Below are 23,160 nucleotides of genomic sequence, written 5' to 3'. Positions count from 1 at the left end.
TAGATGGTGAAAAAAATCTACTTTTGTCAAAATTGCGGGTATGAAACCTATAAGTGGATGGGGCGTTGTCCTGCCTGTGAGAGCTGGAATACCTTTGTCGAAGAAAAGATTTTGCCCAGAGGAAAGGCGGTTTTTGGAGAGGTAGAGCCGGTAGGGATTTCAAAAATTTTAACCGGAGAAACGGATAGATTTTCTACTGGCTTTGGGGAACTGGATAGGGTTTTAGGTGGAGGGATTGTTACCGGCTCTTTAATCCTTTTAGGGGGAGATCCGGGAATAGGGAAGTCAACCCTTTTACTGCAGTTAGCAGGTAAAGTTGGCCAAAAACAAAAGGTATTATATGTTTCCGGCGAGGAATCGCCGGCACAAATTAAATTAAGGGCCGAGCGTCTAAACATCAGTGGGGAAATAGATCTTTTAACCCATACCAATGTAGCGGAAATTGAAGAAGTGGCCGTAAAAGGAGGATATGAATTAATCATTGTAGATTCTATTCAAACCATGTACTTACCTGAGCTTGGCTCAGCGCCGGGGACGGTTACTCAGGTCAGGGAAAGTGCCGGGCGTTTTATGCGGCTATCAAAAGAAAAAAATAAAACTATATTTTTGATTGGTCATGTAACCAAGGATGGCTATTTAGCCGGTCCGCGGGTCATGGAGCATATGGTTGATGTGGTTTTGTATTTAGAGGGGGAGAGACACAATACATTCCGCCTTCTCCGGTCGGTGAAAAATCGCTTTGGTTCTACTAACGAACTGGGAATTTTTGAGATGGTGGGTGAAGGTTTAAAAGAAGTTTCCAATCCTTCTGAGTTTTTTATAAGTTTAGATCGTAAGCATGATTGCATCGGTTCAGCAGTGGTGGTCAGCTTGGAAGGTTCCCGACCCTTTTTAGTGGAAGTACAGGCGCTGGTGGCCCCTACCGGTTTTGGCACTCCGCGGCGAGTGGCTACCGGTTTTGATTACAATCGGTTTGTGTTGTTGCTGGCGGTTTTGGAAAAGAAATTAGGTTTTCGCATGTCGGTACACGATGCTTACCTGAATGTAGTAGGTGGCCTGAAAATATCGGAACCGGCAGCAGATTTGGGGGTGTTGCTGGCGGTGGTTTCAAGTTTTCGGGAAGAACCGCTACCCAATGATGGAGTATTTTTGGGAGAAATTGGCTTGACCGGAGAAATTCGGCCGGTGCTTGGGGTTGATAAACGTTTAAAGGAAGCAGAAAGGCTTGGTTTTAAAAAAGCATTTTTACCAAAACAAAGCATAAACTTTAAAACCGAAATGGAAATTACCACTTTTACTAACTTACAAGAAGCAATCTTTAAGCTTTTTAGCATATAGGAGGATTTTATGAAAGACGAACGGATTGTTTTGGCTTTAAAAAGTGTAGCTCCGGGAACTCCATTAAGAGAAGGGTTAGAGCAGATTCTTAGAGCTAAAACCGGCGGTTTAATTGTGATTGGGGATACCGCCAAAATTATGGAGGTAGTAGAAGGTGGTTTTGCCATAAATACCGATTATAGTCCTGCGTATTTGTACGAATTAGCAAAAATGGATGGAGCAATTATTTTAAGTGAGGATGGGAAAAAAATTTTATATGCCAATGCTCAGTTGGTTCCCGATCCGGCGATACCCTCGTCGGAAACGGGGATTCGCCACCGTACCGCCGAAAGGGTGGCTAAACAAACTAATGCTTTGGTAATTGCTATTTCGCAGCGCCGTTCGGTTATTACTTTATACCAGGGGAACTTTAAATACTCGCTTTCGGAGGTCAGTGTCATATTAAACAAGGCCAATCAAGCCATAGCTACCCTGGAGAAATACCGGTCGGTCCTGGATAAAACTTTAATGCGTTTAACTAACCTTGAGTTTGATGATATGGTGACCTTGCTGGATGTGGCCAAAGCGCTGCAGCGCGTGGAGATGGTCTTAAGAATCGAGCGGGAGATTGAAAGGTATATTTGGGAGCTAGGAAGTGAAGGAAGGCTTATAAGCATGCAGTTAGAAGAACTTATTGCTAACGTGGAAGATGAAGGGCTTTTAATAATTCAGGATTATTCCCTTTTAGGACCGGAAAAGACTCCTGAAGGAATTTTAAGCTTAATTAGAACCTGGTCTTCGGAAGATCTTTTGGATTATTCGCTCATTGTTCGGGCTTTAGGTTACCCGGGAAGTGCAAGTATTTTGGACCAACCGGTTTCCCCCCGGGGATACCGGATTTTGGATAAAATTCCGAGACTGCCGGTAACGGTGATTGAAAACCTTGTGCAAACATTTGGAAATTTAAAAAATATTATGGGTGCTTCCATTGAAGAGCTGGATGACGTGGAAGGGATTGGCGAGGTAAGGGCGCGTTCTATTAAAGAGGGACTTAAAAAATTAAGAGAACAGACAAACTATACACTATAAAATCATAAACCGTAGCTTAGTGCTACGGTTTTTATTTTTACGTAAAATTAAAGATATTTAAAGTATCCAGGGCTTTTTGTTCTTTTATAAAAACATCATACAGATTTATGTCTAAATGATTGCAAAGGGCTGTCAGGTAAAATAAAAGCCTTCCCATTTCTTTTTCAATGGTGTCTTTGCAGTTTGGACAGAGCTCCCCTTTTAAGTGGGTGTCAAAAATTTCTTTAAGCTGCAGAATGGTAGCATCTTCCGGAATAATAGGTTTTTTGGCATCTATTTTTAAGCAACCGCATTGGGTTACCGCTTTTACAGTAGCCCGGTGAACGCGTGCGGAGGCTTCGTTTAATTTTGATAAAACATCCAAAATGCTTTTATGTCGTATTAGCAAATCGTTCACCGTTTCCTGAAAATGGTCAATTAATAAATCTTTCATCGGGTCCCCTCCCTTTACTACCATAAATTATAATTTTGCTCCGCCTCCTTGTCAAATGATTTTACCTTGTGTCAATAACGAGATATTACTCATGCCAACTTTTTTTCAATGTTTGTATTTGCTTAAAAAAATATTGTGAACGATTCTCTGGCCTATCTACACATTATTTAAAAAAGGGTATTGACAACAACTTATCTTTGATTTAAACTCTTCTGTAAAGAAAGATATAAAAAGGTGTTATCAAGGCAATGGTGCCTTTTGACGGGTTATTCCGTTAAGAGGTATTTTATTTCAGAAAATTATATCCAATGGTGGAGAGCTGGCAAAGGCGCTTTTCAGGAGAGTAATCTTCTGAAAGAGCGCCTTTTTGATTTACTTGTAGGCCATTAAACTTTGTTAAATAAAAAGGCAAAGCAAGGGTGCTTTAAGAGGAGCTACGGTGCTTCTATTAAAGCATCCTTTTTGTGTTTATGAGGCATCGTCCGATTTGTGAGATAGCGGTCATCAGCATGGAACATTTCTAAAATAAATCGCCGGAACAGGGCTTTGCTGTTTACTGCTGACCAATCTGAATATGGAGCTGGAGACTTATATGGTGGCAGAACCGTCCGGGCAGCGATGCCTCAGTTAGGGAACGATGACATCTCTAACGGGGGCTTGGCTAAAATTCAATCAAAAAGCCCTTTGTCACCGGACTTTTCTACGGAGGAGGCCCAGGCCACCTGGTTGCCCAGCTTATCGGTGTGGGGACTGTAGTAGTTTGGGCGTTCGGATTGGGTTAAATATTGGTATTGAAGGGGGGATTTACTTGTTCAAGTTGGAGATTATCGTCCGGGAAGAAAGGCTTAAGGAAGTTATTGAAGCACTCGAAGAAATTGGTTACCCAAGCCTCTCGATTGACTCGATCGAGGGGCGGGGACAGCAAAAGGGATTGCAGGAGCAATTCCGTGGGCGTGCTTACACTATTCCCTTTCTTCCCAAAAAAAAGATAGAAGTTTTGATCAGGGAAAAGGATCTGGAAAGGGTTAAAGAGGCTGTAATCAAAGCAGCCAGAACCGGGGAACCCGGTGATGGAAAGATCTTCGTCACGCCTGTAGTGGATGTGATTAGGATTTGCACTGGAGAGACGGGTGAGAGTGCTATTTAAGCATCATTATTTTTACCAGCTCATGGTGTTATCAGTGTTTGGTGGTTGGCGCCTTTTAATTTGATAAACAGTTATGAGTTTTTGCAGGCAATGGTGCCGTTATTTCTCCCCCAGGAAAACGGTACCTTTTTCATACTAAAGATAAATTAGGAGGGATGAAGATGACCAGAAAAATCGCTATTTATGGAAAAGGGGGTATCGGTAAGTCCACTACCCAGCAGAACACCGCAGCTGCCCTGGCCTATTTCTATGGGAAGAAAGTTCTTATCCATGGGTGCGATCCTAAGGCGGACAGTACGCGGTTAATACTTGGGGGTAAGCCCCAGGAGACTGTAATGGATACACTACGGGACTTAGGAGAGGATGCGGTGACTATTGACAAGGTGGTAAAGACCGGGTTTTGCGGGATTAAGTGCGTTGAGTCCGGAGGGCCGGAACCAGGTGTAGGTTGTGCCGGTAGGGGTGTGATTACGGCTATTAGTTTAATGGAAGAGTTAGGGGCCTACACGCCGGATCTGGATTTTATCTTTTTTGACGTATTGGGCGACGTTGTCTGCGGTGGTTTTGCTATGCCGGTGCGGGAGGGCAAGGCTCAGGAAATTTACATTGTAGCTTCGGGGGAAATGATGGCTCTATATGCTGCCAATAACATCTGTCGCGGTATGGTTAAGTATGCCGAACAGAGTGGCGTCAGACTGGGAGGTATTATCTGCAATAGTCGTAAAGTTGATGGGGAAAGGGAATTGATGGAAGAATTTTGTTCCAAAATTGGAACTCAAATGATTCATTTTATTCCACGGGATAATATCGTGCAGAAAGCTGAATTTAACCGTCAGACGGTGACCCAATTTGATCCAAATTGCAATCAGGCTCAGGAATACAAGGAACTGGCCAGAAAGATTATTGAAAACGACATGTTTGTCATTCCAAAGCCGATGACTATGGACGAGTTGGAAAACCTGGTGATTAAATACGGTCTGCTGGATTAATAGGTATAAGGAAAAAGAGGAAAAATTTATCAAACCGGGGGGTTATAGTATGAAAATGATTCGGGCTATTATCCGTCCCGAAAAAAGCGAAGATGTGGTGGACGCCCTGGCCGAAGCCGGTTACGTAGCCCTGACCAAAATAGATGTGGTCGGGAGGGGCAAACAAAAGGGTATCCATGTGGGCAGCATATATTACGATGAGCTGCCCAAGGTGATGATTATGCTGGTGGTAGAGGACGGCAAGGTGGCGGAAGTGGTGGAAATAGTCACTAAAGCCGCTTACACCGGAAATTTCGGTGACGGAAAAATCTTCATCAGTCCGGTGGATGAGGCTTACACCATACGTACCGGTGCTGCTGGTCTGTAATATGCTCCGGGAAAACGGTTTTTGATTGCGTGGGGGTGAATATTCCATGAAGGAAGTAATTGCCATTATCAGGCCCAATAAAGCTAACGCCACTAAAGAAGCTTTGGCAGTACTGGGTTTTCCGGGTCTGCACGCTTGCAAGGTGGTTGGACGGGGCAAGCAAAAGGGAATACTGGGGGAAGTTTCCTTCCCCGTCAGCCCCGAACTTGGAAAGCAGGAAGGTGGAATGAAATACGTACCCAAAAGGATGATTTCCCTGGTGGTGGACGACCAGGACGTGCCTCTTGTGGTAGCTGTGATTACCAAGATTAATCGTACCGGCCAGATAGGAGACGGTCGAATCTTTGTATGTCCTGTTGAAGATGTAATACGGATACGTACTGGAGAAAAGGGACAGGCGGCTATCTGATGAAGGGAGCATGTAGAATTCTACTTGATAGAAACGGAGGGAGACTATTATGCCCATTGTACGAATGAAGTGCAACGAAACGATTCCCGAGCGGGATAAGCATATTTACCGTACAGAAAAAGAGCAGTCGATTATCCCTGCTTGTAATATCGCAACCCTTCCAGGGGATATGACCGAGCGCGGGTGAGCTTTTGCCGGTGCCCGCGGGGTCGTGGGCGGACCAATTACCGATGTTATTCATATGGTTCACGCTCCTGTAGGCTGTGCGTGGTATACCTGGGGTACGCGGCGCCATCTATCCGATTACTATACCTGGGCCACTCCTACACGCCTGACCAACGTAGCTTTTAACCGACGCTACTCGATGTGTACCGACATGCAGGAGAAGGACGTGGTTTTCGGAGGCATGAAAAAACTTGAACAGGCCTGCCTGGAAGCCATACGTATGTTTCCGGAAGCGAAAGGGGTGTTTATTTATACTACCTGTACTACCGGCCTAATCGGAGACGATGTGCGGGCGGTGGCCAAAAGAATAGAAATGAAGACCGGCAAGCTGGTGTTTACTGCCGAGTCGCCGGGCTGTTCCGGGGTGAGTCAGTCCAAGGGTCACCATGATTTTAATACCCAGTTTTACCGGCAAATTCGAGAATTGAGGGAACGGCGGCCGGAGCTGAAAATGTCCGAAGAAGAAAAAACTCCCTATGATATTTGCTTGATTGGCGAGTATAACATGGACTGGGATTTAAAGGCAATCAGGCCGCTTTTCGAAAAAATCGGTGTACGTGTGGTAACAGTTTTCACCGGCAATGAGCGCATTGAAAATCTGATTAAAATGCCTGATGTAAAGTTAAATGTGGTTCATTGCCAGCGCTCGGCGGAGTATATTGCTCATATGATCAAAGATGGTTTCGATATTCCTTTTATTCGCGTCTCGCTCTACGGTATTCAACAAACTGCAGAAGCGTTACGAAAAACTGCCGCTTTCTTTGGCCTGGAGGAGCGGGCGGAAAAGGTGATTGCCGAAGAACTGGCCCGGGTGGAAAAGAGTCTATCTTTTTACCGGGAAAAGTTAAAGGGCAAGCGGGTGGCAATTTACGTTGGTGGTCCCCGGGTATGGCACTGGATCAAGCTAATGGAGGAACTGGGAATGACAGTGGTGGCCTGTGCCTGTACCTTTGCCCACGAAGATGACTATGAAAAGATCAACGCCCGGGCACCGGAAGGTGTGCTGGTTATTGACAACCCTAACGAATTTGAGATCGAAGAAATGCTCAAAACTGAAAAGCCGGACCTGTTTTTAACCGGACTGAAAGAAAAATATATTGCACGTAAGATGGGTATTCCTACGGTTAATTCCCATTCCTACGAAAAGGGACCTTATGCAGGTTTCATTGGGATGGTTAATTTCGCTCGAGACATCTATCAGGGCCTCTACGCACCGGTTTGGAAATACCAGTGGGGTATTGATAGTATTCCGAAAAAAGACGAGGAGGAAGGATCATGCGGTTAAAGGAAATTCCCATTACCGGCATTCCTTACGATCAGATAAAAATTGAAAAAGTTCCGGCTACGCCGGAGTATTGTGAACGGCCGGCAGATTTAATTCCTTCTGCTAACAGGGCGGTTGTGGTTAATCCCAACCGCACCTGTATGCCCCTGGGGGCTATGTGGGCGGTGCTGGGAATAAGGAAGGGGATCCCTTTTGTCCAGGGTGCCCAGGGCTGTACTACTTACGTGCGCTATACCTTTAGCCGTATTTTTAAGGAGCCGGCGACCATCGCTACCGCTTCCTTCCATGAAGATGCGGCAGTTTTTGGTGGCCGGCGTAACCTGGTGGAAGGCATCCGCAACCTGGTGGTGCGTTACTGGCCAGAATTAATTGGGGTTGTGACCACCTGTTCCAGTGAGATTATCGGTGATGATATGGTTAGCTTTATTAAAATGGCCAGGGCCAACCTGCGTAAAGAGATTGGAGCTGAAAAAGCCGACCGGATCCCCATAGTGCTGATTAATACCCCCAGCTTTGCCGGATCCCATGTGGAAGGCTATAATAGAGCTTCCAAAGCTTTTGTAGAGACCCTGGCTACTAAAGGAGAGCCCAACGGTAAAGTGAATATCATCCCCGGTCTTTTTTACCCGGGAGATATCCGGGAGATCAAACACCTACTGTGCCACATGGGTATTGAAGCAATAGTGCTCTTTGATATTTCCGATACCCTGGATGCCCCACTGCAACCACCAATGTCCTTTCCCTACTATCCTCCTGGTGGTACTACGGTGGAGGAAATCAAAGATATGGCCAATTCGCTGGCCACCTTTACCTTACAGCCCCATGCTGGTCAGGCTGGGGCTAGCTACCTGGAGCGCAAATTCGGCGTGCGTGCGGTCCTGGGACCGCCACCGGTGGGAGTGCAGGGCACCGATGCTTTTTTAAAAGCCCTGCGGGAAATCACCGGAAAACCCATTCCCGATAGCCTATTGCAGGAAAGGGGTCGATTAATTGATTCGCTGGCTGATACTTTTCACCATACGATGATGAAGAAGGTGGCCATTATGGGAGACCCCGATATAGTGCTTGGCATTACCCGTTTCGTGCTGGAAATGGGGATGGAGCCGGTGGCCCTGGCTAGTGGTACGGCCAGCAAGACCTTCGTTCACGATGTGGAGGCCATCCTTGCCGAAGCCGGGTACGAAGGTGAACCGCCGCTGATCATTAATGGCGGTGACCTGTTTGAGTTTGAGGAGTACCTGAAAAAACAACCGCGCCTGGACCTGATTATCGGTAATTCCCGGGCGGTAGATATTTCCCGGGAGCTGCAGGTGCCCCTGGTGCGGGTGGGATTCCCCATCTACGATCGTTTTGGTTATCAAAAACGACCCATAGTAGGTTACCGGGGCGGAGAAATGTTATTAGCCGAAATTGTTAACAGCATTTTGGATTACCAGTATCCCGACGACCGTACCCAGCAGTTGTAGGCGCTTAAACAAATCTCTCTTTGTGATAATTACCACCAACTAATCTCCGGCTGGTGGGGGGATGAACGCCCCCCAGGCGCCCGGCCGGTCCCGGCTCAATTAAATTAAAGAATTGAGAAATCAATGGCTTTTATGATGAAAGGCTGCGGGTTTAAGAGACGATGCTTTTCAAGGAGAGGAAAAAACATGAAAATACCTTTTGAGGTAATACCAGAACGGGTAGGACAACTGGAATTGGTAGGATTACCAGCATGTGACCGGCGTACCCTCCCCGGGGTAATTTCCCAGCGAGCCTGCGCACTATATGGAGCCCGGTGGATGCTGGCGCCTATACGGGATGTGATTCACCTCATTCATGGTCCGGTAGGTTGTGCTTATTACAGCGAAACGGTGCGTAAAAAACGCTACCAGGTATTTTCCACTGCCCTGGATGAAACGGATATCGTCTTCGGTGCCGGTCAAAAACTGGAAATAGCTATCAGGGAATCACTGAATTTGCGTCCCGGGTCCTCTGCAGTGCTGGTTTATACTACATGCGCTGCGGGACTTATTGGCGAGGATGTCCAGGCAATTTGCAAACGGATGTCAGCTACCCTTGGACTGCCGGTGGTACCGGTCAACTGTCCCGGGTTTTGCGGGGTGAGCCAGGGTGACGGCCACGATGTTGCTGCGGTAGCTTTGCTAGATCATTTTATCGGGCGCGAGCCGGTGGGTTCTTATTTGGAAAATCATGTAAACATCCTGGGGGAATTTGACGTTCAGGGTGATTTAAAGGAAATCGAATACTTATTACAGCGTTTGGGACTGAATCTTATCTGCGTTGTATCAGGGCGGGCTACGGTTGAAAATATGGCCCGGGCTCACCGGGCGAGGCTTAATATCGTTCACTGCGGACGCACCGGACGCTGGTTGGCCCGCAAGATGGAAGAGCGCTTTGGCATTCCCTGGCGAAAGGTTTCCTTCTTCGGATTGGACGAAACGATAGCGGCGCTGCAGTCTATCGCTACTTTCTTTAACCGCTCAGGAGAGAACGAATGGGTGGAAAGGGAGGCAGAGGCAACCAGACGGAGGGCAGCTCCATACTTAAAGCGTCTGGCAGGCAAACGGGTAGCTCTTTTCTTTGGTGCTTCCCGGATGAGTTCCATGGCCAGGGCCTTTAAGGAGCTGGGTATGGAAGTGGTTTTATGTGGTTCCCAATTTGGCTGCCGGGAAGATTATGTCGAATCCCGCCGCTGCTTAGGTAAGGGTACGTTGATGATTGACGATGCCAACCAGAGGGAGCTGGAGGAGTTTTTACACCATTTCCGGCCGGATTTACTGGTTGGGGGTACCAGAGAAAAGTTCATGGCCCATAAAATAGGAATTCCTTTCCTGGTCTTTCCTCAGGAAACCAGCCCTTACGCTGGCTTCAATGGTTTTGTGAACCTGGCCCGGGAAGTAGCGACTTTGATAGGAGCTCCGGTATGGCGGTTAATGATTCCTGCGAATCTGGTTGAACCGCCGGCAAGTGAGCAAGGGTCAACCTGCGGAGATTCTCTTGCCCCCGAAAACGGTTTTTTACTTGAGGAGGAAATAATGATGAATCCGGGGAACTACGCGATGAAAGAAATGGCACATAAAGTTGCTGTGGCAACAAGGGATGGTTTAATGGTGGATGAACATTTTGGTCGTGCCGATAACTTTATGATTTTTACCCTGCAGGGAAACAAGGTTAAGAAAGCGGAATCCCGAACCATATCATGTTTAACCGGTCATTGTGCCGGAGACAAACATAAAGATGCCATTGTTAAAAGGCTGGAACAACTGGCTGATTGCCGGGCGGTAATTTGTTTAAAGGCGGGTCAGTGCGTTCAAGAAAAGGCCCGGCAAAAAGGAATCCTGATTTTAGAAATTAACGACACAGTTTCCAATGCTCTAAAGGAATTTTTACAGTATTATGCCGAGAAAGGGGGATACATGAATGAAGGAACAAACTTATGAAGAAATAATCAGGGAACATCCCTGTTTTAGCAAGGCAGCTACCCGGTGGTTTGGGCGTGTACATTTGCCGGTGGCACCAAAATGCAACATTAGCTGCCATTATTGTACCCGGCTGTACGACTGTGCTAATGAAAATCGTCCAGGGGTAACCAGCAAACTGATGACTCCGAAAGAAGCTTTACAGTATGTAAAACAATTGGTGGAAAGAGATGATCGCATTAAGGTAGTGGGGATAGCTGGACCAGGAGAGCCTTTGGCCAACAGGTCTACTTGGTACACTTTATTCATGGTACACCGTTGTTTTCCTGAATTGATCAAGTGCATCAGTACCAATGGCCTGTTACTGGCTGAAAAACTGCCGGAATTGCAGAAAGCAGGAGTCCGGGCGGTAACGGTAACGGTGAATGCCGTATCAAAGGAGATTGGCAGCCGGATTTACGGCTATATATTTTACAGGGGACAGATTTATACAGGAATGGCAGGGGCAGAACTGTTGTGGCGTGCCCAATATGAAGGTATTCGACTGGCCCGGAAGCTTGGCATGGTAGTTAAAGTAAACAGTGTTCTAATTCCCGGAGTCAATGATGAGCACCTGGAAGAGGTAGCTCGGGCGGTGAAATCGGCAGGGGCGCATGTCATGAACGTTATACCCTTAATCCCCCAGGGGGGATTTGCCGATCTGCTTCCACCGCCACCGGAGCGGGTCAACCTGTTGCGGCAAAAGCTGTCTCCTATTATTAAACAAATAACCCACTGTCGGCGTTGCCGGTCGGATGCGGTGGGGATGCTGGTATGAGATTTTTGATTGGGTGGGCGGCAGGGTAGATTTTCCCTGCCGTTTTTCTACCCGGCATTATTGGTCATTTTTTCCGGAGGTGAAATTAATGCATGTGCAGATTGTGGATACGACCTTGAGGGATGGGGAGCAGGCTCCGGGAGTGGCTTTTAGCCTTCGGGAAAAGGTGACCATTGCTTGGATGCTGGATCAATTGGGGGTGGCGCAGATTGAGGCTGGTACGCCGGCCATGGGGGAAGTGGAGCAGCGGGCCATAGCTGCCATCGTCCGGTTGGGTTTAAAGAGCCGGGTTAGCACCTGGAACAGAATGGTGCTGGCGGATATTCGTGCTTCTTTAGCTTGTGGAGTACAGTATGTGCATATTTCCGCCCCTGTTTCCGACATTCAAATCCGTTATAAACTGGGGAAAAGACACCAATGGGTGTTGAACCGTTTACGGCAGGCCTGTCTCTATGCTCTGGAACACGGGCTTGCCGTGACGGTGGGTGCAGAGGATGCTTCCCGGGCAGATCCAGGTTTCTTATTGGAGATTGCCCTTTTAGCCCGGGAAGTGGGAGTAAAACGGTTGCGTTACTGCGACACCGTAGGTATCTTAGACCCGTTTGCTACATTTGAACATCTTGTCTGGTTGAAGGAGAACACGTCTTTAGAACTAGAGTTTCACGGACACAATGATTTTGGCCTGGCTACGGCCAACGCTTTGGCGGCCATCAGGGCAGGAGTTAACTGGGTGAATACTACCGTTGGTGGGCTGGGGGAAAGGGCTGGTAATACCCCTGTTGAGGCACTATGCCGGGCTTTAAATGAGCTTTACGGATGGGATTCTGGCCTTAATCTCGATTACCTTCCGCTGATTGGTCGTTACGTGGCCCGGGCAGCAGGGCGGTTAAAATAGCAATAATTACAGGTTGTTTTAAGTTAATACTGTCCCATTATTATAAAAATTTAATGTACATCTTTTTGCTTAATATCTATCAGCAGTCAGTAGAATGTCCCTTAAAATTGTTCTATGAAAATGTCACCAAAATGTCTTAACCCATGAAAAATTGCAGAACCCATGAGCAGTCGGTCAAGGTTAAAGGCTAAGGCCTAACCTTTTGGCGCCTCTTGACTTTGGTTGCTCATGGGTTTTGTTGACTATAAAAATAGCTTAGTTAGATGTTCGACTCCGGGATTGGTCTGGAGCAGGCTTGTGGGGGAGACGCAAGCCTGTTTTTTCTTTTAAAGGAGAAACTTTTGGAATTTGAGATTGCTCAATACTAAATCTTGACGCAAACACACATGATTCTACCTTGTTGACATTTTTAAAATAGTTGTGATAAAATATTTTATTTTCTTTGACAGGTTAGGGAAAATTTGTTATACTGAAAATAATTACAATTTGGGGGGATTAGATGTTTAAGGTGGGAGCTAAGGTTGTTTATCCTATGCATGGAGCCGGTATAATTCGGGAAATTGAAGAAAGATTAGCCGCTGATCGGGTGATGAAATACTATGTACTCTCTTTTTGGGCGACGAATATGATTCTATGGCTTCCGGTGGAAAAAGTAGAAAGGGTGGGGCTTAGACCGGTCATTGGAAAGGATATGGTGGAAAAGGTTTTTGCGGTGTTAAAAGAGGGGGAGGAAAAAATTCATTCTAACTGGAATAAAAGATATAAAAATCATGTGGATAAGATTAAAAGCAACGATATTTTAGCTATTGCCGATGTAGTGCGAGACTTACGCCGAAGAGAAAAAATCAAAGGCTTATCTACAGGAGAAAAAAAGCTTTTAGAAAGTGCTCGACAAATCTTAGTAAGTGAGCTTATTCTAGTGTTAGAAGAGGATGAGGAAAAGGTTTTAGCGATGATTGAAGAAGCTATCACTATCACTTAGAAAATTTTTTATAGGGGGTGAAAGTTTGGCGGAGAAAATTTTTCGGATTTTTTTCTCTATAGTAATTGGCGGAATCTTCGCAACCATCGGTTTTTACCTTGAAGTTATACCTTTAGCTGGCATATTATCGATTACGCCCTATGACATGTATCTTAGCTGGACGGTTTTAGGCATTTTTGGCCTTATTATTGGAGCCTTAACTGCTCCGTTTGTTTGGCATAAAGGACTGGCTATGACCGAGTGGTTTGAGGCAAAAATCACCAAAATGCCGATTGCGGATATTGTCAGCGGTACTTTTGGACTTATTGTTGGCTTAATTATTGCCAACCTTTTAAGAAATGTAATTTTATCTATTCCCTTAATTCCTTGGATTACCAATACCATCTGGATTATGTTAACCGTTGTTTTATGCTACCTGGGTTTAAGGGTGTCGGTTAAAAAAAGGGAAGAGCTCTTTGGCCTTTTGAACTTTTTTTCTAAAATAAAAAAATCCGGGGATGATTTGGGAGTAAATACACAAAATGCCAAAATTCTTGATACCAGTGTTATAATCGATGGCAGAATTTTAGATTTATGCCACAGCGGCTTTATTGAAGGAAGCTTAGTAGTGCCCTCTTTTGTGATTGATGAACTGCGCCATATTGCAGATTCTTCGGATAACTTAAAGCGTACTCGGGGCCGAAGAGGACTTGATATTTTAAATCAGTTGAAAAACTCTTTTCCTGTAGAAATTGTTGATGTTCCCGAAAACAATGGTGAGGAAGTAGATGTCAGGTTAGTGAAGCTTGCTCAAAAATTAAAAGCTAAAATTTTAACCCATGATTATAATTTAAATAAAGTTGCCGAGTTACACGGAGTAAAAGTTTTAAACATTAATGAACTGGCCAACGCTATCAAACCGGTAGTAATTCCCGGAGAAGAAATGGAAATAATGGTGATTAAAGAAGGGAAGGAGCAGGGACAAGGGGTAGGATATTTGGATGACGGAACGATGATTGTGGTGGAAGGGGGAAAAAAGTACATAGGGCAACAAATAAATATAGTGGTTACTTCCGTTTTACAAACTGCCGCGGGAAGACTTATCTTTGGCAAACCCAAGGAAAAGCAGTAGGAGGCTTGCCAGGTGGAGAAAATTGGTGTAATAGTTACCGCCGGGGGAGCAGGGCGCCGTTTTGGCGGCGAAAAGCCCAAACAGTTTCTTGAACTTTCCGGGATACCGGTTATAATTTTAACTTTAAAAAGAATGGTTAACTTACCTATTGTAGGACAGGTGGTTTTAACGGTCCCGGAAAACTACGTAGAAGTTGCAGGGGATTTGCTTTCTCGGTATAATTTAGCAGGAATAACAATAACGAAAGGTGGAACTACCCGAAGAGAGTCGGTATTTAATGGAATTAAGGCCTTAACGGGAAATTTTTCGATTATTGCCGTGCACGATGGAGTACGGCCTTTTTTCCCGGAAGGGGCTTTGAGCGAAGGGGTTAAAAAATTATCCGAAGGTTATGGAGGGGTAATTTTGGCTGTACCCCTGAGGGATACAGTTAAGGAAGTAAAGGATAATGTAGTTATCTCCACTTTAGACCGGAGCCGACTTTATGCGGTTCAAACTCCCCAGCTTTTTCGGCGAGAGGCCTTGCTAAAAGGGCATGCCTTGGGGGAAAAGCAACGATTAGATGCAGTGGATGATAGTATTTTGGTGGAACTTTGCGGTGAAAGGGTAGCGGTAATTCCCGGGGATTATAAAAATTTAAAAATTACCTGGCCGGAAGATCTGGAATTTGCCGAGTTTTTATTTACCCGCTATTTTGCAAAGGAGTTATTGTGATGATAAGAATAGGTTTTGGTTATGACGTACATCGTTTGGTGGAAGGACGAAAATTAATTATTGGGGGCGTAGAGATTCCTTTTACCAAAGGTCTTTTGGGTCATTCCGATGCGGATGTTTTGTACCACGCCATTGCCGATGCCTTTTTGGGGTCACTGGCGTTAGGTGATATTGGTCAGCTTTTTCCCGATAACGATGAACGCTACCGGGATATTGATAGCGGCTTACTTTTACAGGAAGTGTACCGCAGGGTTAGGGAACGGGGTTACTGCCTGAATAATCTTGATGCGGTAATCGTAGCCCAGAAGCCCAAACTTTTACCGTATATCTCAAAGATGCGGGAAAATTTAGCGGTGTTGTTAAATACCGCAATAGAAAATATTAGTGTTAAAGCTACTACAACCGAAGGGTTGGGTTTTGCCGGTCGGGAAGAAGGAATTGCTGCTTATGCGGTAATTACAGTCAAGGAGGTTTTGGAAAATGGTTAGAGTACGGTTTGCACCAAGTCCTACCGGACCTCTACACATTGGGGGAGCAAGGTCTGCCCTTTTTAATTACCTCTTTGCCCGGAAGAATAATGGGGTTTTTATCGTACGGATTGAAGATACAGACTTAGAACGTTCCAGTCGGGAGTCTGAAAAAAATATCCTGGAAAGTCTCAAATGGCTTGGGATTACCTGGGATGAAGGAATTGAGGTAGGGGGTGAAAATGGCCCTTACCGCCAAACCGAAAGGCTTAATCTCTATCAAAAGTATGCCCGGAAGCTTATTGAAGAAGGTTTCGCTTACTACTGTTTCTGTACTGAAGAAGAATTGGAAGAAGAACGAAAGAACCTTTTGGCTAAAGGAGAAATGCCTCGTTATCTCGGAAAATGCCGAAATTTAACTCCAGCAGAAAAAGAAAAATATTTAGCCGAAGGGCGAAAACCAACGGTGCGCTTTAAAGTCCCTGCCGGCAGAACTATAGTTATAAACGACCTTGTTCGCGGTGTTGTAACTTTTGAAACCGATGGTATTGGCGACTTTATTATTGTAAAATCGGACGGTATACCAACTTATAATTTTGCAGTGGTAATTGATGATGTGACTATGGGGATCACCCATGTTTTACGTGGCGAAGAGCATCTTTCCAATACTCCCCGGCAGATACTTATTTATGAAGCTTTAGGCTTTAAGATTCCGGAATTTGCCCATATTTCGCTTATTCTTGGGAAAGACCGGACGAAAATGTCCAAGCGACACGGGGCTACTTCGGTGGAAAACTACCGGGAAAAGGGTTATTTGCCGGAAGCTCTGGTAAACTTTTTAGCTTTATTAGGGTGGTCGCCGGGGACGGAAGAAGAGATTTTTACAATGGAACAGTTAATTGAACGCTTTTCCTTAGATAGGGTAGCTAAAAATCCAGCGATTTTTGACCTGGATAAATTAAACTGGATAAACGGTTATTACATCCGCAATTCAGAGCTTTCCCGGATTGTGGAATTAAGTCTTCCCTATTTCCAAAGCTGTGGTTACGTTTCGAACAACCCTACGGACGAGGAAATGCGTAAGCTAACTAAAGTGGTAGAAGCAACCCGGGAATATGTTGTAACTTTATCGGAACTTCCCGAACACGCTGCAATTTTTTACCAAAAGGAGCTTATCTTTGAGGAGGAAGCTAAAACTTTCTTGGCCGAGGAAGAAACACGCAATATCCTGAGGAAAATTGCTGATAAAATTAAGGAAATCCCCGGTTTCGAGGAAGAAGAAATAAAAGGATTTTTAAAGAAGCTTCCAAAAGAACTTGGAGTTGGCGGTAAGAAAGTTTACATGCCTCTGCGGGCAGCTTTAACCGGTAAAACTCACGGACCGGAGTTGTATCAAGTTATGGCCATTCTTGGGCCAGAGGAAGCAGAGCGGCGTATTAAGAATTTATTTAATTAAAAAAGGTGATGGTTATGTTTGGGTGGTATCGCCGACTAAAAAGAGATATTCAGGTGGTTTTTGAAAGAGACCCAGCGGTTAAAAGCGTTTTGGAAGTTTTGTTGTGTTATCCGGGTTTTCATGCCATTCAGTTTCACCGTATAGCCCACTTTTTTTATAAAAAGCGCTGGTTTGTTTTGGCCCGATTTATTTCCCAAATTTCAAGGTTTTTAACCGGGATAGAAATTCACCCGGGGGCCAAAATTGGCGAAGGGTTGTTTATTGACCATGGAATGGGAGTAGTAATTGGAGAAACGGCTGAGATTGGTGATAACGTAACCATTTATCAGGGGGTTACCCTGGGCGGAACGGGTAAGGAAAAGGGTAAGCGCCATCCAACTATCGGTAATAATGTGGTAATCAGTGCCGGAGCAAAAATTTTAGGCTCCTTCAAAGTAGGAGACAACTCAAAAATTGGGGCTGGTTCAGTAGTGTTAAAAGAAGTTCCTCCCAACTCTACGGTGGTGGGGGTTCCGGGTAAAGTGGTGATTAGGGACGGCAAACGGGTTGATGAAGAAATTGACCTTCGCCACGATCTGTTACCGGATCCGATTGCGGAGATGTTGATGTGTATGCACCGGAAGATAGAAAGGCTGGAAAAGAGAATTGCCGAGCTTGAGGAGGAAAGAAAACGTGAAAATTTATAATACTCTTACCAAAACCAAAGAAGAATTTATTCCCCGGGAACCGGGGAAGGTATATATGTACGTCTGCGGTCCAACCACCTATAACTACATTCACTTAGGCAATGCCCGTCCCATAGTTTTTTTTGATACCGTAAGGCGGTATTTTGAGTATAAGGGCTTTGAAGTAATTTATGTCCAGAATTTTACGGATATTGATGATAAAATTATTAAGAGGGCTTTGGAGGAAGGAATTTCCCCTGTTGAACTTGGGCAAAAATACATTATTGAATATTTTAAAGATGCTGATCGCCTTGGTGTAAAAAGGGCAACGGTTCATCCCAAAGTTACCGAACATATACCGGAAATAATTGAAATGGTAAAAGGTTTGATTGAAAAAGGATACGCGTATGAGGTTGAGGGAGATGTTTACTTTGCGGTGGATAGTTTTCCCGATTACGGTAAACTATCGGGAAGGGATTTGGATGAATTGAAGGCCGGAGCCCGGGTGGAAGTAGATGAGAAAAAGAAAAATCCTCTGGATTTTGCCCTCTGGAAAAAAGCAAAACCGGGGGAACCATTCTGGGAAAGTCCCTGGGGTCCAGGAAGACCCGGATGGCATATCGAATGCTCAGCGATGTCTTTAAAATATCTGGGAGAAAATTTTGATATCCATGGCGGGGGGGCTGATTTGGTATTTCCCCACCATGAAAACGAAGTGGCGCAAAGCGAAGCTTTTACCGGAAAGCCTTTTGCTCGTTACTGGATGCATAACGGTTTTATAACCGTAAATCAGGAAAAAATGAGTAAATCCCTGGGTAATTTCTTTTTGGTGAGGGAAATCCTGGAGAAGTTTCCGGGAAGGGTGATACGCTTTTTCCTCCTCTCGACTCATTATCGAAGTCCTTTGGATTTTGATGATAAAAAACTTAATGAAGCTAAAGCGGCTTTGGAGCGGGTTGATAACTTTGTGCAAAATTTAAAAGAAGTTAATCCTTTGCCTGGAGAAGCCAGGAAAGAGATTCAGGAAAAAATTACAAATCTTTTGCGTGATTTTAATGAAGCTATGGAAGACGACTTTAATACCGCCCAGGCTATGGCATCCCTGTTTGAGCTGGTGAGGTTTGGAAATACGCAAATAGCAAGCGGTAATCTAACCGCCGGAGATAAAAAACTATTTGAAGAAGCTTTAAACGTTTATACCCGGGTTTTTGGTATCGAATTTGGTGTTTTGGAAGAAATAGCCGGAGAAGATATAACGCCGTTAGTGGAGTTATTAATTGAAGTTCGGGCCAGACTTAAAAAAGAAAAAAAGTATGACTTGGCCGACTTCATCAGGGATGAACTAAAAAAACAGGGAATCCTTTTAGAAGATACTCCTAAGGGCGTGCGCTGGAAGAGGGTTTAGTAGATGGAAGCTAAAGAATATTCTCCCCTGGCTTTAGCTTATCTTGGCGATGCGGTTTATGAACTATTAACCAGGGAATACGTTTTGGAACGCTATGGCGGAAAAATGGGAGAAGTTCACAAAAAATCGGTTTCCCTGGTAAATGCCCGGCAGCAAGCTTTAGCTGTAGAACTAATTGAGGAGTATTTAACTTCCGAAGAAAGGGAAATATTCCGGCGGGGTAGAAATGCCAAGGGAAATTATCCGCGGAATGTAGAAGTGGTGGTTTACCGTCGGAGTACCGGCTTAGAAGCGGTCTTTGGTTTTTTGTACTTAAAAGGGGATATTTTTCGGATTAAAGAACTTTTTGGACTGATAATAAAGTTACTTGAAAAACAGGAGGAAGACAGATGAAGGTGAGTTTGCTGACTTATACCCAGGAGCCGGAGCGGACGGTGGCAGCGGCCGCCCGGCTTTGTTATTCTCCGGTAGGGGTAGAAGAAATTTTAGAAAAAATGGATGAGGAAAGGCAAAAAAAATTTATAAAAAAACTTTGGGATTTAAATCACCTTTCACCTTTCGAACACGTAAGTTTTACCTTTGGCATTGAAGGGGTAAGTCGCGCTTTAACCCACCAGTTAGTTCGCCATCGGATTGCTAGTTTCAGCCAGCAGAGTCAGCGTTATGTGGTGGAACAAAACTTTAATTTTTTAATCCCTCCAACTATTGCCAGCAATAGTCAAGCCTTAGAAACTTATCAGCAGGTTTTAAGAGCGATAAAGGAAGGGTATCTTAAATTAATAGAGATGGGAATCCCTGCAGAAGATGCCCGTTACCTTCTTCCCAATGCGGCGGAGACGAAAATCGTTGTTACCATGAATGCCAGGGAACTTCTGCATTTTTTTGAGGTTCGGCTTTGTAGCCGGGCCCAACATGAGATAAGAATTTTGGCCCGGAAAATGTTAGAAGAGGTACGGAAGGTAGCTCCGACTTTATTTGAAAAAGCTGGGCCGCTTTGTGAAACCCGCGGAGTATGTTTTGAAGGACCAATGTCCTGCGGCAGGCTGAATTTGCAAAAAGAGGGAGGTATTTAATAGTTGGAGCGGATTTACGGTGTGAACCCGGTTAGAGAAGCCCTGCTGAAAGGAATTGTCAATAAACTGTATTTATCTCGGGAGAAAAAAGACAAAAATACCCGGGAGCTACTGCTTCTGGCCAGGGAAAATAAAGTACCGGTAGTGGAAGTTCCCAGGGAAAAACTTCATGCCAAATCCCAGGGTGTGGAAGCGGATATTTCTCCGGTTAAATATGTGGAAATCGATGATATTTTGGCAATTGCTGAACGCAAAGTAGAACCACTTTTTATTTTGGTTTTAAATCATCTGGAAGACCCCCAGAATTTAGGGGCAATTTTACGTTCGGCCGAAGCTTTTGGGGTGCACGGCGTAATAATACCAAAACGCCGGGCGGTGCAGGTTACCGGAGCTGTGGCTAAAGCATCTGCGGGAGCGTATTTAAAAGTTCCTGTTGCCCGTTGTACCAATGTTGCCGAAACTTTACGTTATTTGAAAGAAAGAGGAGCCTGGGTGGTGGGGGCAGATGCAAAAAGTAAAGCTTCTCTGTGGGATACTGATTTTAAGCTACCTATAGTTCTGGTGCTTGGTGGAGAAAATGAGGGGTTAACTTCGCATATATTAAAAGAGTGCGATTTTACCGTAAGCATACCAATGGTGGGAACGATTAATTCTTTAAATGCTTCGGTAGCTGCAGCCCTTTTAATGGCCGAAGTGGTAAGACAGAGAAGGGGATAGTTATGGCTGAGTACGTTTTAATTGATGGATACAATCTTTTATTTAACTGGCCGGAATTAAATAAGTTAAAAGATGAAACTTCCCTGGAACATGCCCGGGAAGTTTTAAAAGAGAGGTTAATAAACTACCGGGCTTTAACGGGACGGGAAGTAATTATAGTTTATGATGCCCACCAGCAAAAGGAAAGTCGCCGGGAATTTTTTGAGGCGGGAATAACGGTAGTTTTTACCGAAGCTGGTGAGACGGCAGATCATTTTATTGAAAAAAAAGTCCAGGAGCTGCTTCCCGGGAATCGGGTTTACGTAGTGACCCAAGATGAATTACAACAAAAATTAATTTTTGGTTATGGAGCATTAAGGATATCGTTAAGGGAACTTTTAAATGATTTCAAAATTGAAGAGAAAAAAGCTAAAGAATTGTTTAACAAAGTTTCACCGCAGTGGTTGGAGGACCGAATTGACCAGCAGGTCAAGACAAAACTTGATAAACTAAGAAAGGGAAAAATGTAAGAAAACGTTGAATTTTCTCATAAAATTTCGAAATACTCTTCCTTGACTTAATCTTTAAGAAAAGTTTATAATTATTGGTGGGCAAAGATAAAGGGCGGGGGCGATAGGCTTGAGTATAGGTGCCGAGAAAAAACTGCAGTACTGTTATGATTACATGAGCGATGAAGAGATTGTGGAGTGGGCTCGAGCAGGAGATGAGCAAGCCCTCGAATATATCATTAATAAATATAAAAATTTTGTTCGGTCCAAAGCTCGTGCCTATTTTTTAATTGGAGCGGACCGGGAAGATATTATCCAAGAAGGCATGATAGGTTTATATAAGGCTGTTCGAGATTTTAGACCGGACAAGCTTTCCTCCTTCCGAGCCTTTGCCGAGCTTTGCGTTACCCGTCAAATTATTACTGCAATCAAAACCGCCACCCGGCAAAAGCATATTCCCTTAAATTCTTACGTTTCTTTAAATAAACCGATCTACGATGAGGATTCGGATCGAACTTTAATGGATGTCCTTTCGGGCGTCAAGGTAGCTGATCCGGAGGAACTGATTATTAGCCGGGAAGAGTTTGCGGATATTGAAGGAAAGATGAACGAAATATTAAGTTCCTTGGAGTGGAAAGTTTTAATTTATTACTTGGAAGGAAAGTCATACCAGGAAATTGCCTGCGAGTTAAATCGGCATGTAAAATCCATTGATAATGCCTTACAGCGGGTAAAAAGAAAGCTTGAGAAATATTTGGAGTGCAGAGAAGCTGAATAGGGAAAGCCATCCCCGGGGTGTGCGGGGAGTTTTGTTTTATTAACAGGCTAAGATTATCCTCTTGACAGCTAAAAAACATCTTTGTTAAAATATCACTTGCGGGTGCTGGCGTAGCTCAATTGGTAGAGCATCTGACTTGTAATCAGAGGGTTGCAGGTTCAAGTCCTGTCGCCAGCTCCATAAAATACCAATAAAGTTTATCTTGCATTTTCGCTTAGTTATGATATAATAAATTTTGCGACGCGGGGTGGAGCAGCTGGTAGCTCGTCGGGCTCATAACCCGAAGGTCGGAGGTTCAAATCCTCCCCCCGCAACCAGGCCACTATAGCTCAGTCGGTAGAGCGCGTCCTTGGTAAGGACGAGGTCACCGGTTCAATCCCGGTTAGTGGCTCCATTTTTATTTATGGCGGCGTAGCTCAGCTGGCTAGAGCATGCGGTTCATACCCGCAGTGTCCGGGGTTCGAGTCCCTGCGCCGCCACCAAAATTTCTTGAAACCAGCCGGTCGTTGACCGGTTTTTGTTTTTTGCAATTTTTGTAGATTGGTTGAAAATTATTGACTTTATGGTTTTAAGCAGCAGGAAAAATGGTAAAGATGTAGAATAGATATTTTGGCATAACTATTTACATATTTAGCGACTTGGAGGCGTGTATAATTTAAAATTACGTAAAAAGGAGGAGTAACGATGGCGAAGGCAAAATTTGAGCGGGTAAAACCCCACGTAAACATTGGAACGATAGGTCACGTAGACCACGGTAAGACCACTTTAACTGCGGCAATTACCACTGTGCTGGCGAAGAAGGGATTAGCCCAGCAAAAGAGGTACGACGAGATTGACAATGCTCCGGAAGAAAGGGAAAGAGGAATTACCATTAATACAGCGCACGTGGAGTATGAGACCGAGAAG

General features: G+C 44.7%; 25 protein-coding genes, 4 tRNA genes and 1 pseudogene. 29 read left to right on the top strand and 1 reads right to left on the bottom strand.

Annotated features, from left to right (window positions below; all coding sequences use genetic code 11):
- The first annotated feature begins 3 nt into the window (after positions 1-3).
- The gene (gene radA / locus ciss_RS01610; protein ID WP_075864574.1) at positions 4-1,338 is read left to right on the top strand and encodes a DNA repair protein RadA; all 1,335 of its coding nucleotides are present in this window, start codon (positions 4-6) and stop codon (positions 1,336-1,338) included.
- Positions 1,339-1,347: 9 nt separating this feature from the next.
- Complete coding sequence (gene disA / locus ciss_RS01605) at positions 1,348-2,406, top strand: DNA integrity scanning diadenylate cyclase DisA (protein WP_075864573.1); 1,059 nt, start codon at positions 1,348-1,350, stop codon at positions 2,404-2,406.
- Between the two features lie 37 nt (positions 2,407-2,443).
- Here the strand turns inward: disA and ciss_RS01600 are convergent, their stop codons facing one another.
- Positions 2,444-2,839 (bottom strand): nucleoside triphosphate pyrophosphohydrolase family protein, encoded by a 396-nt coding sequence (locus tag ciss_RS01600; RefSeq protein ID WP_075864572.1) that lies wholly within the window; start codon positions 2,837-2,839, stop codon positions 2,444-2,446.
- A gap of 808 nt (positions 2,840-3,647) precedes the next feature.
- Here ciss_RS01600 and ciss_RS01595 point away from each other — a divergent pair.
- The 27 genes and pseudogenes from ciss_RS01595 to ciss_RS01465 form a co-directional block, all read left to right on the top strand.
- Positions 3,648-3,986, top strand: coding sequence for a P-II family nitrogen regulator (locus ciss_RS01595; protein ID WP_075864571.1), 339 nt, complete (start codon positions 3,648-3,650; stop codon positions 3,984-3,986).
- A gap of 161 nt (positions 3,987-4,147) precedes the next feature.
- Positions 4,148-4,975 carry a nitrogenase iron protein gene (nifH, locus tag ciss_RS01590; RefSeq protein ID WP_075864570.1) on the top strand — a complete coding sequence of 276 codons (828 nt, stop codon included), beginning with the start codon at positions 4,148-4,150 and terminating at the stop codon, positions 4,973-4,975.
- 49 nt (positions 4,976-5,024) lie between these two features.
- Positions 5,025-5,342, top strand: coding sequence for a P-II family nitrogen regulator (locus ciss_RS01585; protein WP_075864569.1), 318 nt, complete (start codon positions 5,025-5,027; stop codon positions 5,340-5,342).
- 46 nt (positions 5,343-5,388) lie between these two features.
- Positions 5,389-5,751, top strand: a complete 363-nt coding sequence (locus ciss_RS01580; RefSeq protein WP_075864568.1) for a P-II family nitrogen regulator — start codon at positions 5,389-5,391, stop codon at positions 5,749-5,751.
- A 49-nt stretch (positions 5,752-5,800) separates the two neighbouring features.
- A complete protein-coding gene (locus tag ciss_RS13930; protein ID WP_235837221.1) occupies positions 5,801-5,938 on the top strand; it encodes a hypothetical protein in 138 nt (45 codons plus the stop codon).
- Positions 5,939-5,950: 12 nt separating this feature from the next.
- Positions 5,951-7,261, top strand: a pseudogene (locus tag ciss_RS01575) (nitrogenase component I subunit alpha); the annotation flags it as partial.
- Positions 7,252-8,727, top strand: coding sequence for a nitrogenase component 1 (locus ciss_RS01570; RefSeq protein ID WP_075864567.1), 1,476 nt, complete (start codon positions 7,252-7,254; stop codon positions 8,725-8,727). The pseudogene ciss_RS01575 and the gene ciss_RS01570, both read left to right, overlap by 10 nt.
- Before the next feature lie 186 nt (positions 8,728-8,913).
- Positions 8,914-10,707 carry a nitrogenase component 1 gene (locus ciss_RS01565; protein WP_077177384.1) on the top strand — a complete coding sequence of 598 codons (1,794 nt, stop codon included), beginning with the start codon at positions 8,914-8,916 and terminating at the stop codon, positions 10,705-10,707.
- A complete protein-coding gene (locus ciss_RS01555; protein ID WP_075864566.1) occupies positions 10,688-11,503 on the top strand; it encodes a radical SAM protein in 816 nt (271 codons plus the stop codon). Before ciss_RS01565 ends, ciss_RS01555 begins: the two co-directional genes overlap by 20 nt.
- Before the next feature lie 88 nt (positions 11,504-11,591).
- Positions 11,592-12,398, top strand: a complete 807-nt coding sequence (locus ciss_RS01550) for a hydroxymethylglutaryl-CoA lyase-like TIM-barrel protein (RefSeq protein ID WP_075864580.1) — start codon at positions 11,592-11,594, stop codon at positions 12,396-12,398.
- A 499-nt stretch (positions 12,399-12,897) separates the two neighbouring features.
- Positions 12,898-13,380: a CarD family transcriptional regulator gene (locus ciss_RS01545; RefSeq protein ID WP_075864565.1), complete on the top strand. Its 483-nt coding sequence runs from the start codon at positions 12,898-12,900 to the stop codon at positions 13,378-13,380.
- Positions 13,381-13,405: 25 nt separating this feature from the next.
- The gene (locus tag ciss_RS01540; RefSeq protein ID WP_075864564.1) at positions 13,406-14,491 is read left to right on the top strand and encodes a PIN/TRAM domain-containing protein; all 1,086 of its coding nucleotides are present in this window, start codon (positions 13,406-13,408) and stop codon (positions 14,489-14,491) included.
- A 12-nt stretch (positions 14,492-14,503) separates the two neighbouring features.
- Positions 14,504-15,205, top strand: coding sequence for a 2-C-methyl-D-erythritol 4-phosphate cytidylyltransferase (ispD, locus tag ciss_RS01535; RefSeq protein ID WP_075864563.1), 702 nt, complete (start codon positions 14,504-14,506; stop codon positions 15,203-15,205).
- A complete protein-coding gene (gene ispF, locus ciss_RS01530; RefSeq protein WP_075864562.1) occupies positions 15,205-15,693 on the top strand; it encodes a 2-C-methyl-D-erythritol 2,4-cyclodiphosphate synthase in 489 nt (162 codons plus the stop codon). The genes ispD and ispF overlap by 1 nt, the downstream gene beginning before the upstream one ends.
- Positions 15,686-17,128 carry a glutamate--tRNA ligase gene (gene gltX, locus ciss_RS01525; protein ID WP_075864561.1) on the top strand — a complete coding sequence of 481 codons (1,443 nt, stop codon included), beginning with the start codon at positions 15,686-15,688 and terminating at the stop codon, positions 17,126-17,128. The genes ispF and gltX overlap by 8 nt, the downstream gene beginning before the upstream one ends.
- 14 nt (positions 17,129-17,142) lie before the next feature.
- The gene (gene cysE, locus ciss_RS01520) at positions 17,143-17,814 is read left to right on the top strand and encodes a serine O-acetyltransferase (protein ID WP_075864560.1); all 672 of its coding nucleotides are present in this window, start codon (positions 17,143-17,145) and stop codon (positions 17,812-17,814) included.
- Positions 17,801-19,198 carry a cysteine--tRNA ligase gene (gene cysS, locus ciss_RS01515; RefSeq protein ID WP_075864559.1) on the top strand — a complete coding sequence of 466 codons (1,398 nt, stop codon included), beginning with the start codon at positions 17,801-17,803 and terminating at the stop codon, positions 19,196-19,198. Before cysE ends, cysS begins: the two co-directional genes overlap by 14 nt.
- Before the next feature lie 3 nt (positions 19,199-19,201).
- On the top strand, positions 19,202-19,591 hold the full coding sequence (locus ciss_RS01510) for a Mini-ribonuclease 3 (protein WP_075864558.1): 390 nt from the start codon (positions 19,202-19,204) through the stop codon (positions 19,589-19,591).
- Positions 19,588-20,271: an FAD-dependent thymidylate synthase gene (thyX, locus tag ciss_RS01505; protein ID WP_075864557.1), complete on the top strand. Its 684-nt coding sequence runs from the start codon at positions 19,588-19,590 to the stop codon at positions 20,269-20,271. Before ciss_RS01510 ends, thyX begins: the two co-directional genes overlap by 4 nt.
- Before the next feature lie 3 nt (positions 20,272-20,274).
- On the top strand, positions 20,275-20,988 hold the full coding sequence (gene rlmB / locus ciss_RS01500; RefSeq protein WP_075864556.1) for a 23S rRNA (guanosine(2251)-2'-O)-methyltransferase RlmB: 714 nt from the start codon (positions 20,275-20,277) through the stop codon (positions 20,986-20,988).
- Positions 20,989-20,990: 2 nt separating this feature from the next.
- The gene (locus ciss_RS01495) at positions 20,991-21,497 is read left to right on the top strand and encodes an NYN domain-containing protein (protein WP_075864555.1); all 507 of its coding nucleotides are present in this window, start codon (positions 20,991-20,993) and stop codon (positions 21,495-21,497) included.
- A 109-nt stretch (positions 21,498-21,606) separates the two neighbouring features.
- Entirely contained in the window at positions 21,607-22,254 is a 648-nt protein-coding gene (gene sigH / locus ciss_RS01490) for an RNA polymerase sporulation sigma factor SigH (RefSeq protein WP_075864554.1), read from the top strand.
- A 104-nt stretch (positions 22,255-22,358) separates the two neighbouring features.
- Positions 22,359-22,434 (top strand) — tRNA-Thr (locus tag ciss_RS01485).
- Positions 22,435-22,495: 61 nt separating this feature from the next.
- Positions 22,496-22,571 (top strand) — tRNA-Met (locus ciss_RS01480).
- A gap of 1 nt (position 22,572) precedes the next feature.
- Positions 22,573-22,648 (top strand) — tRNA-Thr (locus ciss_RS01475).
- Positions 22,649-22,659: 11 nt separating this feature from the next.
- Positions 22,660-22,736: transfer RNA gene (locus ciss_RS01470), tRNA-Met, on the top strand.
- Positions 22,737-22,938: 202 nt separating this feature from the next.
- On the top strand, positions 22,939-23,160 hold a 222-nt coding region (locus tag ciss_RS01465; protein WP_235837215.1), incomplete at its 3' end, for a GTP-binding protein.

The organism is Carboxydothermus islandicus (assembly GCF_001950325.1).
In the GTDB taxonomy this organism is placed as follows: domain Bacteria; phylum Bacillota; class Z-2901; order Carboxydothermales; family Carboxydothermaceae; genus Carboxydothermus; species Carboxydothermus islandicus.
Note: the sequence above shows the minus strand (reverse complement) of the source record. Positions and strands in the feature narration are given on the sequence as shown.